This window comes from Micromonospora sp. U21 (assembly GCF_018070045.1).
GTDB lineage: Bacteria > Actinomycetota > Actinomycetes > Mycobacteriales > Micromonosporaceae > Micromonospora.
The window spans coordinates 1-12,621 of record NZ_JAGPYK010000028.1; the positions used below are offsets into that span (position 1 = coordinate 1).

Annotated in this window: 12 protein-coding genes and 1 pseudogene; 3 read left to right on the forward strand and 10 right to left on the reverse strand. The window is 73.8% G+C overall.

Annotation, left to right across the window (positions count from 1 at the left end):
- The 3 genes and pseudogenes from KBX63_RS27120 to KBX63_RS27130 all read right to left on the reverse strand — a co-directional run.
- A pseudogene (locus KBX63_RS27120) lies at nucleotides 1–683 on the reverse strand (hypothetical protein); the annotation flags it as partial.
- Complete coding sequence (locus KBX63_RS27125) at nucleotides 680–2,218, reverse strand: replication-associated recombination protein A (RefSeq protein WP_210916112.1); 1,539 nt, start codon at nucleotides 2,216–2,218, stop codon at nucleotides 680–682. The pseudogene KBX63_RS27120 and the gene KBX63_RS27125, both read right to left, overlap by 4 nt.
- Nucleotides 2,219–2,293: 75 nt before the next feature.
- Complete coding sequence (locus tag KBX63_RS27130; RefSeq protein WP_091087319.1) at nucleotides 2,294–2,506, reverse strand: hypothetical protein; 213 nt, start codon at nucleotides 2,504–2,506, stop codon at nucleotides 2,294–2,296.
- Between the two features lie 140 nt (nucleotides 2,507–2,646).
- On the opposite strand from KBX63_RS27130, the gene KBX63_RS27135 reads away from it, so the two are divergent.
- On the forward strand, nucleotides 2,647–3,387 hold the full coding sequence (locus KBX63_RS27135) for a GNAT family N-acetyltransferase (protein ID WP_210916115.1): 741 nt from the start codon (nucleotides 2,647–2,649) through the stop codon (nucleotides 3,385–3,387).
- A gap of 52 nt (nucleotides 3,388–3,439) precedes the next feature.
- Here KBX63_RS27135 and KBX63_RS27140 read toward each other — a convergent pair whose 3' ends face one another.
- The 4 genes from KBX63_RS27140 to aspS all read right to left on the reverse strand — a co-directional run bounded on the left by KBX63_RS27140 (nucleotide 3,440) and on the right by aspS (nucleotide 8,128).
- A complete protein-coding gene (locus KBX63_RS27140; protein ID WP_210916116.1) occupies nucleotides 3,440–4,741 on the reverse strand; it encodes an MFS transporter in 1,302 nt (433 codons plus the stop codon).
- Entirely contained in the window at nucleotides 4,738–5,346 is a 609-nt protein-coding gene (locus KBX63_RS27145) for a transcriptional regulator (protein WP_210916117.1), read from the reverse strand. The genes KBX63_RS27140 and KBX63_RS27145 overlap by 4 nt, the downstream gene beginning before the upstream one ends.
- Nucleotides 5,347–5,410: 64 nt before the next feature.
- Nucleotides 5,411–6,223 carry a sugar nucleotide-binding protein gene (locus KBX63_RS27150; protein ID WP_210916118.1) on the reverse strand — a complete coding sequence of 271 codons (813 nt, stop codon included), beginning with the start codon at nucleotides 6,221–6,223 and terminating at the stop codon, nucleotides 5,411–5,413.
- A 99-nt stretch (nucleotides 6,224–6,322) separates the two neighbouring features.
- Nucleotides 6,323–8,128 carry an aspartate--tRNA ligase gene (aspS, locus tag KBX63_RS27155; RefSeq protein ID WP_210916121.1) on the reverse strand — a complete coding sequence of 602 codons (1,806 nt, stop codon included), beginning with the start codon at nucleotides 8,126–8,128 and terminating at the stop codon, nucleotides 6,323–6,325.
- 154 nt (nucleotides 8,129–8,282) lie between these two features.
- On the opposite strand from aspS, the gene KBX63_RS27160 reads away from it, so the two are divergent.
- Entirely contained in the window at nucleotides 8,283–9,002 is a 720-nt protein-coding gene (locus KBX63_RS27160) for a DUF998 domain-containing protein (protein ID WP_210916123.1), read from the forward strand.
- 102 nt (nucleotides 9,003–9,104) lie between these two features.
- Here KBX63_RS27160 and KBX63_RS27165 read toward each other — a convergent pair whose 3' ends face one another.
- Together KBX63_RS27165 and KBX63_RS27170 are read right to left on the reverse strand one after the other, a co-directional pair.
- Nucleotides 9,105–10,151: a S1 family peptidase gene (locus KBX63_RS27165; RefSeq protein ID WP_210916125.1), complete on the reverse strand. Its 1,047-nt coding sequence runs from the start codon at nucleotides 10,149–10,151 to the stop codon at nucleotides 9,105–9,107.
- Between the two features lie 321 nt (nucleotides 10,152–10,472).
- Nucleotides 10,473–10,949, reverse strand: a complete 477-nt coding sequence (locus KBX63_RS27170) for a helix-turn-helix domain-containing protein (RefSeq protein WP_210916126.1) — start codon at nucleotides 10,947–10,949, stop codon at nucleotides 10,473–10,475.
- Between the two features lie 55 nt (nucleotides 10,950–11,004).
- Between KBX63_RS27170 and KBX63_RS27175 the strand changes: the two genes are divergently transcribed.
- A complete protein-coding gene (locus KBX63_RS27175; protein WP_210916127.1) occupies nucleotides 11,005–11,520 on the forward strand; it encodes a PaaI family thioesterase in 516 nt (171 codons plus the stop codon).
- A 107-nt stretch (nucleotides 11,521–11,627) separates the two neighbouring features.
- Here KBX63_RS27175 and KBX63_RS27180 read toward each other — a convergent pair whose 3' ends face one another.
- Nucleotides 11,628–12,569, reverse strand: coding sequence for an acyl-ACP desaturase (locus tag KBX63_RS27180; RefSeq protein ID WP_210916128.1), 942 nt, complete (start codon nucleotides 12,567–12,569; stop codon nucleotides 11,628–11,630).
- Nucleotides 12,570–12,621 lie beyond the last annotated feature (52 nt).

A 12,621-nucleotide genomic window follows, 5' to 3' on the forward strand; every position in this document is an offset into this window, starting at 1 on the left:
GCGGCGGCCGGCCGCCGGCCGGTCGGGGTGCCTGAGGTCGGGGTGCCTGAGGTCGGGGTGCCTGAGGTCGGTGGGCCGGCGGGTGCGCCGGGGGGGACCGCCGCCGGGCGGGACCGGGTCGGGCCGGCTGGCGCGCCGGACGTCGGGCGGGGCCCGGGTGGGCCCGCCGGGTCACCGCCGACCGGCCGGGCGGCGGTGGGTGGCGCGGGTGGCGGCCCGGCGGCGCGGGGGCCGGTGCCGGGCACCGGTACCGCGCCGCGACGCGGCGGCTGGCCGGGGACGGCGGCACCGCCAGCGGGCCGGGGGCGGTCGGTGGCTGGCCGCTCGTCCGGCCGGCGGCCCGGCGGCGGCGGCGCCTCGCCCGGCCACGGTCCGTCCACCGGCCGGCGCCCGGCCACGCCGTCCGTGTCGCCACGGCGTGCGCCGGGCGACGCCGGGACGTCCGGCGGCACCGGCGCGCCCCCGCGCGGCCCGACGGGCTCGGCCGGGGCGCCGTCGGGGCCCAGCTCGCCGCGCTGCTGCTTGGCCGAGCGCAGGTCGTCGATCCAGCCGAACTCCTCGCCGGGTACCGGCGCCTCCGGCTCGGCCTCGGCCCGGCCTCGACCCCAGCGGCGCCCCTTGGCGCGGGAATCGCGCCGCTCGTCCGGGCCCTCGTCCGGGCGGTCCGCACCACGCGACTTCACTGTTGACCCTCTCCTGCGGCGTTCGTGCCGCTGTCCTGCATCGTGCCGGGACCACCCGCGCCCGTCGTCGGGCGACCGTTCCCGTCGGCAAGCGCCGACGCGGTCTGCGCCGTTACGGGCGACCCGGCCGACGGGTCCTCCGGGCGGGCGGCCGGAGCCGGCAGCCCACGCACGATCCGGCGCAGCAACGGCAACCGGGTGGCCACCGAGCGCTCCGCCCCGTGCGGGCTGGGTCGGTAGTAGTCGGTGCCCACCAGGTCGTCCGGAACGTACTGCTGGGTGACCACGCCGCGCTGGTCGTCGTGCGGGTAGCGGTAGCCGGTCCCGTGGCCCAGCCCTCGCGCGCCGGCGTAGTGCGCGTCGCGCAGCCCACGCGGCACCGGGCCGCCCCGGCCGGCCCGCACGTCGGCGATGGCAGCGCCGATGGCGGTGGTCGCCGAGTTCGACTTGGGCGCGGTGGCCAGGTGGATAACCGCCTGGGCCAGGTTGAGCTGCGCTTCCGGCAGCCCGACGTACTCGACCGCGTGCGCGGCGGCGGTGGCCACGCCCAACGCGGCCGGATCTGCCATGCCCACGTCCTCGCTGGCGAAGATGACCAGCCGGCGGGCGATGAACCGGGCGTCCTCCCCGGCGACCAGCATCCGGGCCAGCCAGTGCACCGCGGCATCGACGTCCGAGCCGCGCATGCTCTTGATGAAGGCGCTGACCACGTCGTAGTGGGCGTCGCCGTCGCGGTCGTAGCGCACCGCCGCCACGTCCACCGCCTGCTCGGCGGTGGCGAGGTCGATCCGCCCGGCGCCGAGCGCCGTGGCGGAGGCCGCCGCCGCCTCCAGCGCGGTCAACGCCTTGCGGACGTCACCGGCGGCGAGCCGGACCAGGTGGTCCTCCGCCTCGGTGGCGAGGGTGAGCGCGCCGCCCAGGCCGCGCTCGTCGGCGACGGCACGGCGCAGCAGCCCGCGCACCGCGTCGTCGTCCAGCGGTTGCAGGGTGAGCAGCACGCACCGCGACAGCAGAGGGGAGATCACCGAGAAGTACGGGTTCTCGGTGGTCGCGGCCAGCAGCGTGACCGTACGGTCCTCGACGGCGGCGAGCAGCGAATCCTGCTGGGTCTTGCTGAACCGGTGCACCTCGTCGATGAAGAGCACGGTCTGCGGGCCGCCCGAGCGGCGCTGGCGGCGGGCCGTCTCGATCACGGCACGGACGTCCTTGACCCCGGCGGAGAGCGCCGACATGGCGACGAACCGGCGGTCGGTGGCCCCGGCCACCAGGTGCGCGATGGTCGTCTTGCCGCTGCCCGGCGGTCCCCAGAGGATCACCGACATCGGCGCGCCACCGGAGACCAGCTGCCGCAGCGGCGCGCCGGGGGCGAGCAGGTGGTCCTGCCCGACCAGCTCGTCAAGGTTCGCCGGGCGCATCCGGACGGGCAGGGGCGAATCGTCCGCTACCGGAGTGAAGCCGTCGGCACCGGCGGGACCGGCGGGCGCGCTGCGCGGCCCGGCGGGTGCACCGAGGGAGAAGAGGGCGTCGGACTCCATCACGAAGACAGTACCGGGCCGGGCCCGCGACGCCGGAATCGCGCCGCGAGCCGGGCAATCGATGATCGGTTCCGGTCAGCCACGACCAGGGCGCCGGCCCCGGTACCAGCGACCGCCGCCACCGCCGCGCGGGCCGCTGCCCACGCCGGCCAGGTAGAGCGACAGCAGCAGCAGCCCGATGAGCACGAGGGTGTTCCAGTTGAACAGGTCCGGCGCTCCGAAGTTCGTGTCGAGCAGATCGATCAACAGGGCGAAGCCAAAGACGATGGCCGCGAGAATGGCGAGCATGTCGGTCCTCCGGTGGGGGTTCCCAGTAGGTCGGCGCGTGATGTACCCAATCGGTCGGACCGCCAATCTCCATCGTGGATCCGAGCACCCGGGCATGGCCCGGCGCGTCCACCGGTCCCCCGGCTCCTAGGCTGAAGGCCATGATCATCGACGACCAGGTGCTCCAGGACCGGGCCGCCATCCTCGCCGCCGCCGGTCATCACCCGTACGCCCGGCACGCGCTCTGGCGTGGGGCGCCGGCACGCGGCTACCGGCGCGACGGCGCGGTGCTGTGGTTGTTACCGCCCGGGCCGGGACCGGCTGGCGGCGCGATCGGCCCGGCCGGACCGGCACTCGAGATCTCTGCCGCGCTGGCCGCCGACGGGGTGCTGCGCCCGGAGCAGTGGCTGCACCTGCCCCGGCATGACCCGGCGCCGTTGGCGGGCCGGCTGGCGGTGAGCCGGCACGACGACTGGGACTTCCACTGGACCGGCGCGCCGCCGTCGGCCCAGCCCGACGAGCAGCGGGTGGTACGCCTCAGCGAGGCCGACCACCCGGCGCTGGAGGCGCTGATCGACGAGGCGTTCCCGAGCACCACCTCCCGCCCCGGCGACCCGCGGGTGGTGGACTGGTACGGCATCCGGGCCGGCGGCCGGCTGGTGGCGTGCGGAGCGGACCGCAGCCGGGGCGACATCGGCTTCCTCGCCGGCCTGACCGTCGCTCCCGACCAGCGGGGTCGGGGGCTGGGCGCGGCGCTGACCGCCGGGATGACGCGGACGCTGCTGACCCGCTACGACACCGTCGGGCTGGGCGTCTACCCGGACAACGTCGGGGCGGTGCGGCTCTACCGCCGACTCGGCTTCACCAACACCCTCCAGCTCAGCTCGCTACGCCTCGCCTGAGGTGTAAGGAAGGGACCCTTGTTATCGCCTCGTGTCGAGGAAGGGCCCCTTCCTAACGCCCGGCTCCATGTGGCTCCGCGGGTGTGGGGACCGCGGGCGGGTCGATGGGCAGGTCGACGGGTCGGCGGCCGGCGCGCCAGGCGGGCAGGTAGAGCGGGGCGGCGACGGCCAGTACCACCGCGCCGACCACCATGGCGGTGCCGACGCTGGTGGCGGCGGCGAGCGCGGTCAGAACCACCCCGCCGAGCGCGCCGGCCGGCTGCGCCATCATCGAGTTCAGCGAGAGCACGCTGGTCCGGTACGGGCCGTCGACCTGCCGGTGCAGCAGCCCACTGTGCAGCGGGTTGGACGCGCCGTGCACCGCGTAGCAGGCCAGGTAGGCCACGAGCACCCCGACGGGTCCGGCGAACAGCCCCATCCCGACCACCGTGACGCCCTGCAGGATGCGCAGCAGGGCGGCGCCCGGCGCGGCGCCGGGCCAGCGCAGCAGCAGCGGGGTCAGCGCCGCGCCGGCCGCCGACGCGATCCAGGCGGCCGAGTTGGCCGGCCCGAGCAGCGCGGCGGCGCGCTCCGGGTTGCCGATCACCTCGGCGAGCCGGACCGGCAGCAGCGACTCGAAGGTGACCATGCCGAAGCCCCAGAACAGCTCCACGGCCACCAGGGCGAGCAGCACCCGGGAGCGGCGCAGCAGCCCGACCGCCTGGCCGATCATCCGGGGCGCCTGGACCACCGAGGCGCGCAGCGCCGCCGCTCCGGTGGCCGGCCGCTGCTCCACCAGCAGGACGAACAGCGCGACCAGCGCCGCAGCCTGGGCCACGATGGCGGCCAGCACGGGCACCGTGAGGGCGGTGACCGGCCCGATCGGGCCGAGGGCGACCAGGGCGCCGCCGAGCAGCGCGCCGGCGCCGATGGCCAACCCGGCGACGGTACCGGCGTGGCCGAGCCCGCGCTCGTACTCCGCCTCGGGGTCGGCGGCCATGGTGGCGTCGACGTACCAGGACTCCAGTGGGCCGCTGTCCAGCGCCCGGTAGATCCCCTGCAACGCCCAGACCGCGAAGAACAGCACGAACGAGTTGGCCACCGCGAACAGGGACAGCGAGATGAGGTTGAGCGCTCCGGCGGCGAGCAGCACCGGCCGGCGGCCGAGGGCGTCGGCGAGGCCGCCGGTGGGCAGCTCCAGCGCCAGCACCAGCAGCCCCTGCGCGGTGCCGACCAGGCCGATCTGCGGCAGCGACAGGCCGCGCTCCTGCATCAGCAGGATCATCACCGGGATCATCAGACCGGTGGGCAGCCAGCGCAGACCGTAGAGCGTGAGGTAGCGACGCCGGACCTGGCGTACGGTCAGCGCGCTCACCGGTACTCCTCCCGCAACGGGTAGGTGGCCAAGAAGACCTGCACCGGGCGGGCCTGCGGGTCGGCGGAGTCGACGGGGTCGGCCTCGCGGTGGTACCGCTCCAGGACCTGCCACACCTCCGCCTTGAGCTCCTCGAGCCGGGCCGGCGGGAGGGTCATGAAGATGTCGCTCATGCCGAAGGCGTCCCGCCAGGCGGGGGACCACTCGTGCTGGGTGGCGAACCAGCGTTCGGCGTGCTCGACGAGGTGCCGCACCTGGTCGCCCTGAATCCACTCGATGGCGGCCCGGGCGTCGGGGTCGTCGTCGAAGTCGGTCGGTTCAAAGTTGGTGATGTCGTGCGCGGCCTGCCACCAGCGCTGCCGTCCGGTGCCCCGGTCGGGATCCTCGACGACCAGCCCGACCTCGGCGAGCTGGCGCAGGTGGTAGCTGGTCGCGCCGGTGTTGGTGCCGAGCATCTCCGCCAGTGTGGTGGCGGTGGCAGGGCCCTTGACCCGCAGAGCCCCGACCAGTCGCATCCGGAGCGGGTGCGCGAGCACCCGGACCTGCCGCTTGTCGATCCGCACCTCGCGTGGCACCGGCCGCGGTGCCTCTCCGTCAACTGCCATGGCTGCACACTATCTCTGCACACTTCCTATGCACAAGGGTTGTGCATAGGAAGTGTGCATGCGCTCAGCGGGCCAGGAGCTCGCCCACCCCACGCAACCGGGTACGCAGCAGGCCAGCGGCACGGCTGCAGTCCAGGCGTACGTCGCCGGGGCCCGCCAGCCCGGCGGCGGCGCTGGTGGTGGTCGTCAGCCCGGTCGCGTCGAGGCCGAACCGCTCGGCGACCAGCAGGCCCAGCTCGGCCCGGCTGACCGCGTCCGCGCCGGCCACGTTGAGCGGCCCGGCGTACGTGCCGTCGACCAGCTCCAGCACGGCGTCGGCCAGGTCGGTGACGTCGACCGGACAGCGGATCATGTCGGTGAACAGGGTGACTCGCCCGGCGAGCGCGTCCCGGCAGAGCTGGATCTGCTTGCTGCCCTCGCCCAGGATCAGCGAGGTACGCACCAGCGCCGCGCCGGGGTCGACCGCCCGCACGGCGGTCTCGGCCGCGGCCTTCGCCGCCCCGTACGCGTTCACGGGGGTGGGTGGCTCGTCGTCGGCGTAGGGCGTCGGGCGGCCGCCGTGCAACGCGTCGCTGGACACGTGCACCAGCCGGGCGCCCACCTCGGCGGCGGCGACCGCCACGTGCGCGGCCCCGTCGGCGGTGACTCGCCAGTCGTCGTACCGGTAGGGGGTGCTGACCACGGCGTCCGGCCGCACCTGCGTGACCAGCGCGCGCACGGCGGCCCGGTCGGTCACATCCAGCCGCCGCACTTCGACACCCGGCGCCGTGATGTCGCCGGAGTGGCACGTGCCCACCACCGACCACCCGGCGCCCACCGTCCGCCGACACACCTCCCCGCCCAGAAACCCACTGGCCCCCACCACGAGCACCCGCATGCCACCCACTCCCCAACTGACGATCAAGAGGTTCGCGTCATCCCGACTGGCGATGATGACGCAAACCTCCTGATCAACCAAGCATCTGGAGGTGGTCGGTCAGACCGGGTCGGCCACTGGAGCGGCCGGGCCGGCGGTGCCGGTGTGCGCGGTGGCCGGGGGCTTCGGCTTGGCGTCGATGCCGGCCTCGGTCCGCTGCTGGGCGGTGATCGGTGTCGGCGCGCCGGTCAGCGGGTCGAAGCCGCCACGGGTCTTCGGGAACGCGATCACCTCGCGGATGGAGTCCGCGCCGGCGAGCAGCATGCAGACCCGGTCCCAGCCGAACGCGATGCCGCCGTGCGGCGGGGCGCCGTACTTGAACGCCTCCAGCAGGAAGCCGAACTTGTCCTGCGCCTCTTCGGGGGTGATGCCGAGCAGGTCGAAGACCCGCTTCTGCACGTCGCCCCGGTGGATACGGATCGACCCGCCGCCGATCTCGTTGCCGTTGCAGACGATGTCGTACGCGTACGCCAGCGCCCGGTCCGGTGCCTCCTCGAACCGGTCCACCCACTCGGCGTTGGGCGAGGTGAACGGGTGGTGCACCGCCGTCCAACCACCCTCGTCGGTGCGTTCGAACATCGGCGCGTCGACCACCCAGCAGAACGCCCACGCGCTCTCGTCGATCAGCCCGGCCCGCTTGGCGATCTCGACCCGGGCCGCGCCGAGCAGCTCCTGCGCCTCCCGGGTGGTGGCGCTGGCGGCGAAGAAGACCGCGTCGCCCGGCTTGGCGCCGACCGCGTCGGCGAGCCCACCCAGGTGCTCGGCGGAGAGGTTCTTCGCCACCGGGCCCCTCGCCTCGCCGGTCTCGGCGTCCAGCACCACGTAGGCCAGGCCCCGCGCGCCACGCGCCTTGGCCCAGTCCTGCCAGCCGTCCAGCTCCTTGCGGCTCTGCGCCGCGCCGCCGGGCATCACCACCGCGCCGACGTAGCCGCCCGCGTCGATCGCACCGGCGAAGACCCGGAACTCGGTGCCGCGCAGGTAGTCGGTCAGCTCGGTTAGCTCGACGCCGTAGCGCAGGTCCGGCTTGTCGGACCCGTAGCGGGCCATCGCGTCGTGCCAGGTGATCCGCGGGATCGGCCGGCGGATCTCGTGCCCCGCCAGGTCCTTCCAGAGCGTCGAGACGATCGCCTCGCCGAGGTCGATCACGTCGTCCTCGGTCACGAAGGACATCTCGATGTCGAGCTGGGTGAACTCCGGCTGCCGGTCGGCGCGGAAGTCCTCGTCCCGGTAGCAGCGGGCGATCTGGTAGTACCGCTCCATGCCGCCGACCATCAGCAGCTGCTTGAACAGCTGCGGCGACTGCGGCAGCGCGTACCAGCTGCCGGGCTGGAGCCGGACCGGCACCAGGAAGTCGCGGGCGCCCTCGGGCGTCGACCGGGTCAGCGTCGGCGTCTCGATCTCCAGGAAGTCCCGCTCGTGCAGCACACCCCGGGCGAGCTGGCTGGCGCGCGAGCGCAGCCGCAGCGCGTTCGCCGGGCCGCTGCGGCGCAGGTCCAGGTAGCGGTACTTGAGCCGGATGTCGTCACCGGCCTCGATCTGGTCGTCCACCGGCAGCGGCAGCGGCGCCGCCTCGGAGAGCACCTCCAGCTCGGCGGCGGTCACCTCGACCTCGCCGGTGGGCAGCTCCGGGTTCTCGTTGCCGGCCGGCCGGCGGGTCACCTCACCGGTGACCTTCACGCAGAACTCGTTGCGCAGCGCGTGCGCGTCCTCCTCGCGGAACACCACCTGGACCACGCCGGAGCCATCGCGCAGGTCGACGAAGATGACGCCGCCGTGGTCGCGCCGGCGGGCCACCCACCCGGCGAGCGTCACCGTCGAGCCGGCGTCCGCGGCGCGCAGGCTTCCGGCATTGTGGGTACGGATCACGGCTGGCAACTCCTCATCGTGGAACAGTCCTCACCGGCATTCTGTCAGGGGCGGCAGTCGTTGTTCCGGGGCACCCGGCAGGCCGGGGCGATCCATCGGCGGGCAGCGCGGCGAACTCCGGTTCGCGGGCCGCCGGTCCGGTTAACGTGGCCGAATGCGCGCCGTACCGAACTGGGCCGTCGCCACGGCGGTGGCCGCACCCGTGCTGCTGGTGACCGGATGGACGGTCGCGGGTGCCCGGCAGCCGGACGGCTACGACCCGGTCCGGGACACGATCAGCGAGCTGGCCGGGCACGAAGCGACCGACGCCTGGATCATGATCGCCTGTCTGGTGCTGCTCGGCGGCTGCTACCTGGCGATCGCCGCCGTGCTGCACGCTGCCGGGCTGCCCAGCCGCTTCCTGCTCGCCGTCGGCGGCGTGGCCACCATCGCGCTGGTCGCCTTTCCGCGGCCGACGGTCGGCGGTTCCCTCAGCCACGGCATCGTGGCGACCGTGGCCGTCCTCGCCCTGGCGCTCTGGCCGGCCGGTTCGGCGCTGTGGCTGCCGCGCGGCCCGGACGCCGCGCATCCGGCCGCGCCGGAGCCGCCGTGGGCGTTCCGCCGGGCGGTGGGGCTGAGCACCACCGTCGTGCTGCTCGCCCTCTTCGGTTGGTTCGCGTTCGAGGTCACCGGCGGGTCCCGGACCGGGCTGGCCGAGCGCGTGACGGCGCTGGCCGTCGCGCTCTGGCCGCTGCTGGCGGTCCTCTCCGCCCGTCGGGCGAATCTCGCGTGGGTGGCCGCTGGCGCCCTGTCCCTCGGTCCGGGTGGTCCGGCGGCAGGTGTCGTAGCCTCGGATCCCCTTCGACCAGCTCAAGGGCCTGATCCGCTCACCTGAGCCAGCTCCCGGCGCGTTCCGGAGAGTGGTGGCGGCCCACGGTGCCCGAACGCGCGACGCGGGTCGCCGGAGGACTCCGGCGACCCGCGGGCGGTGGATCGATCAGAAGACGCTGACGCCGTAGCGGCTCAGGGCCTCGGTGACCGGCTGGAAGTAGGTGGTGCCGCCGGTGCTGCAGTTGCCGCTACCACCGGAGGTCAGGCCCAGCGCGGTGCCGCCGCTGAACAGCGAGCCGCCGCTGTCGCCCGGCTCGGCGCAGACGTTGGTGCGGATCAGGCCGGAGACCGAGCCCTCGGCGTAGTTCACCGTGGCGTTGGTCGCGTTCACCGAGCCGGAGCGCAGGCCGGTGGTGCTGCCGGAGCGCTGTACCGACTGGCCGACGGAGGCGTTGCCGGCGCCGGTGATGTCCCGGTAGCTGCCGTTGTAGAGGTAGACGTTGCCAGGGTGCGACACGCTGCTCGTGTAGCGGACGATGCCGTAGTCGTTGCCCGGGAAGCTGGTGCCGGCGCGCGAGCCGAGCACGGAGGTCTGACCCGAGTTCGAGTACCAGCTCGACGAGATGTTGGTGCAGTGCCCGGCGGTCAGGAAGTAGTAGGTGCTGCCGCTGCGCACGTTGAAGCCGAGCGAGCAGCGCCCGCCACCGCCGGCGTAGATGGCCTGGCCACCGGAGATGCGGGTGCTCAGCACACCGGCCTCGGCCTCGACCCGGACCGCGCCGTTGGCCCGCGCGGCGGCGGCCTTGACCCGCTCCAGCTTGGCACCGGTGACGGTGCTGTCCACGGAGACGACGACCTGGTTGGTGACCGGGTCGCTCCACCACGCGGTGCCCGGGATCTTGGCGGAGCGCTCCAGGTCCGCGGTGGCCCGGTTGAGCTCGGCGGCGCCACGGGTGACGTACCGGACGGTGGCGCCGGCGTTGCTGGCCTTGCGGGCGGCGGCCGCGTCGGTCACGGTGACGACGGACTTGCCGCTGGCGTCGATGTACGAGCCGGCGGAGCGGTCGCCGAGCTGCGCGGAGAGGGCGGCGGCGGCATCGGGCGAGGCGGCGGGGGCGGCCTGGGCGGGCGCGCCGATGAGCGAGCCGACAACCAGGGTTCCGGCCACGGCGACAGTTGCCGCAACACGGAGTGAGGACCTCGTGGGTCGCATGTAACAAACCTCCTGGGCGGGGGAACGGGTGTCGCCGGGGGTGGCGAACCCGAGGGGGCAACCCGGCCGATCTGGGGAAGCCGGCCAAGTGAACTGAAGTATTCACATGCATAAGATCATTCGCAAGACCCTGGTTTCGCCCGGATTCGCCGATCTTCACCGGCCACCTGGCCGCAACACCCCTGACACGCTGGCGGACGCACACCGTCACACCGGATCACCGCCGGATCCCTTCCGGACACCACCTGCCGCCGGACGCCCGCGGCGCGGCAACGGGCGGCGGGGCGTGCGGGCGGCGGGGCGTGCGGGCGGTGGGCGGCGTCAGGGGATACGGCGGCGGGCGCCGGGGCCGGGCCGGGGCACGACGTCGCGGTGCTGGCCCACCTCGTGCCCGTCCGCGCAGCGCAGCGCGACGCGTACCTCCGCGCCGCAGTCCCGGTGACCCACGCTCAGCGGCGAGCCCTCCGGATCGGCGAGGTGGCGGTCGCCCCACCCGAGCACGGCGACCAGGACCGGCCACAGGTCCAGACCCTTCTCCGTCAGCCGGTACTCGTGGCGCAGCCGGCTGCCCGGCTCCCGGTACGGCTCGCGGCGCAGCACGCCCTGCTCCACCAGGGTGGCCAGCCGGTTGGTCAGCACCTGACGCGGGATCCCGGTGCGCACCCGCATGTCGTCGAAGCGGCGTACGCCGTTGAACACCTCGCGGAGCACCACGAGGGTCCACCGCTCACCGAGGATCGCCATCGCGCGGGCGATGGTGCAGTTCTCCACCGACCAGTCCAGTGCCGCGGGTCTCATCCGCCCAGGCTAGGTCTGATTGACAGACTCAGCAACGTGCTGCGAGGCTGCGTCCATGACACAGACGCAGGAGCCGACGCGCAGCCGTACCTTCACCTGGTCGGACCCGGCGGCCAACGCGGCGCAGGTCGGTCGGCGCCCCGGCCTCGACCTGCTCCGGGCGATGATCGCCGGGGAGCTGGCGGCGCCACCGGTCATGCATCTGATGGACATGGTCCGGATGGAGGCCGACGAGGGTCGGGTCACGGTCGATCTGGTCCCGCAGGAGTTCCACTACAACCCGCTGGGCACCGTCCACGGTGGTGTCATCTCCACCCTGCTGGACACCGCCGCCGGCTGCGCGGTGCACACCACGTTGCCCGCCGGTGTCGGCTACACCTCGCTGGACCTGAGCGTGAAGTTCCTCCGCCCGGTCACCGTCGCGAGCGGAATCCTGCGCTGCGAGGGCACCGTGCTCCAGCGTGGCCGCCGCACCGCCCTGGCCGAGGCCCGCCTCACGGACGCCGACTCGCGTCTCATCGCCCACGCCACCAGCACCTGCCTCCTCTTCCCCCTCGACCCCCCAGCCTGACCCCGCACAGGTTCATCACGAGGTTGACGGGCGATCTGAAGATCAGAGAACCCACCAACCCCATGATCAACGAGGGCGAGCGTGGGGGTGGCGCAGGTGGGGTGGGTTCAGCGCAGCGCCAGGCGGGCGGCGCGGGCGTCGCGCTTCTCCTCGAAGCGGGCGGCGGCACGCTCCAGGGTGTCGAGCTGGGCGACCAGCTGCTCGCGGGCGGCCTCGCCGTCGGCGTTCAGGCCGGTCACGTTGAACACGTCCCACTGTCGCAGCACCGGCATCAGCACCTCGTCGCGGTGCTGGCGCAGGTCGTAGATGCCGGCCAGGGCGATCGCCACCGACTTGCGGGCGAAGCCCTCGATGCCGTTGCCCGGCATCTGGAAGTCGGCCACCACGTCGGCGACCGCCCGCATGGCCTGGCTCGGGGCCAGCTCGAACGCGGCGGCGAGCAGGTTGCGGTAGAAGACCATGTGCAGGTTCTCGTCGGCGGCCACCCGGGCGAGCAGCGCCTCGCAGGCGGGGTCGCCGGTGGCCTTGCCGGTGTTGCGGTGCGAGATCCGGGTGGCCAGCTCCTGGAACGAGACGTACGCCAGCGAGTGCAGCACCTCGTCCCCGTGCGCGTTCTCGTAGCCCTCAGACATGTGCGTCATCCGGGCCCGCTCCAGCGCCACCGGGTCGACCGCCCGGGTGACCGTCAGGTAGTCGCGGATCGCCGTGCCGTGCCGGCCCTCCTCCGCGGTCCACCGGTGCACCCAGGTGCCCCACGCGCCGTCCCGGCCGAACAGGGTGGCGATCTCGTGGTGGTACGAGGGCAGGTTGTCCTCGGTCAGCAGGTTGACGATCAGCGCCGTGCGGGCCACGTCGGGGATGGTGGAGTCGGTCGGCGACCACGCCTCGCCGCCGAGCGGCCCGTCGAAGGTGCGCCCTTCGCTCCACGGCACGTACTCGTGCGGGAACCACTCCTTCGCCAGCGAGAGGTGGCGGTCCAGGTTGCGCGCGACAACCGGCTCCAACTCGACGAGCAGTGCGGTCTGACTCAGCGTGGTGCTCACGGTCACGAGAAACTCCCTACGGTGGCGTAACTTACGCTACCGTAGGTCCCCGCGGCCG